This is a genomic window from Photorhabdus viridis (assembly GCF_040256935.1).
In the GTDB taxonomy this organism is placed as follows: Bacteria; Pseudomonadota; Gammaproteobacteria; order Enterobacterales; family Enterobacteriaceae; genus Photorhabdus; species Photorhabdus viridis.
Genome location: NZ_JBEJZY010000621.1, coordinates 1 through 223, shown reverse-complemented (window position 1 = coordinate 223; position 223 = coordinate 1). Strand labels below are relative to the sequence as shown.

The 223-nt window shown below is 43.5% G+C and carries 1 protein-coding gene; it reads right to left on the bottom strand.

Annotated elements, in window-relative coordinates; genetic code table 11:
- The coding region (locus ABR397_RS24825; protein ID WP_350307988.1) for an ISAs1 family transposase at positions 1 to 223 on the bottom strand (223 nt) is incomplete at both ends.

Here is a 223-nt window from a genome sequence, read left to right as displayed (position 1 = left end):
GACCCGACGCGGGTTGATCCAGGCATAAAAGGCTTCAACCAGTGCATCTTGCTCTATCATTTTGATAATATTAGCAATACAGTGACGACGAGGAATACCGTGAGTAAAATGCGTGTATTGTTTAAGCCACTCGCTCTGTAACTCACCAAATTCCTGAATCGATTTCCAGCCAGAAGCGCCGCATAATACAGCGGAGAAGGCTAAAAAAATCACATCCATTAAT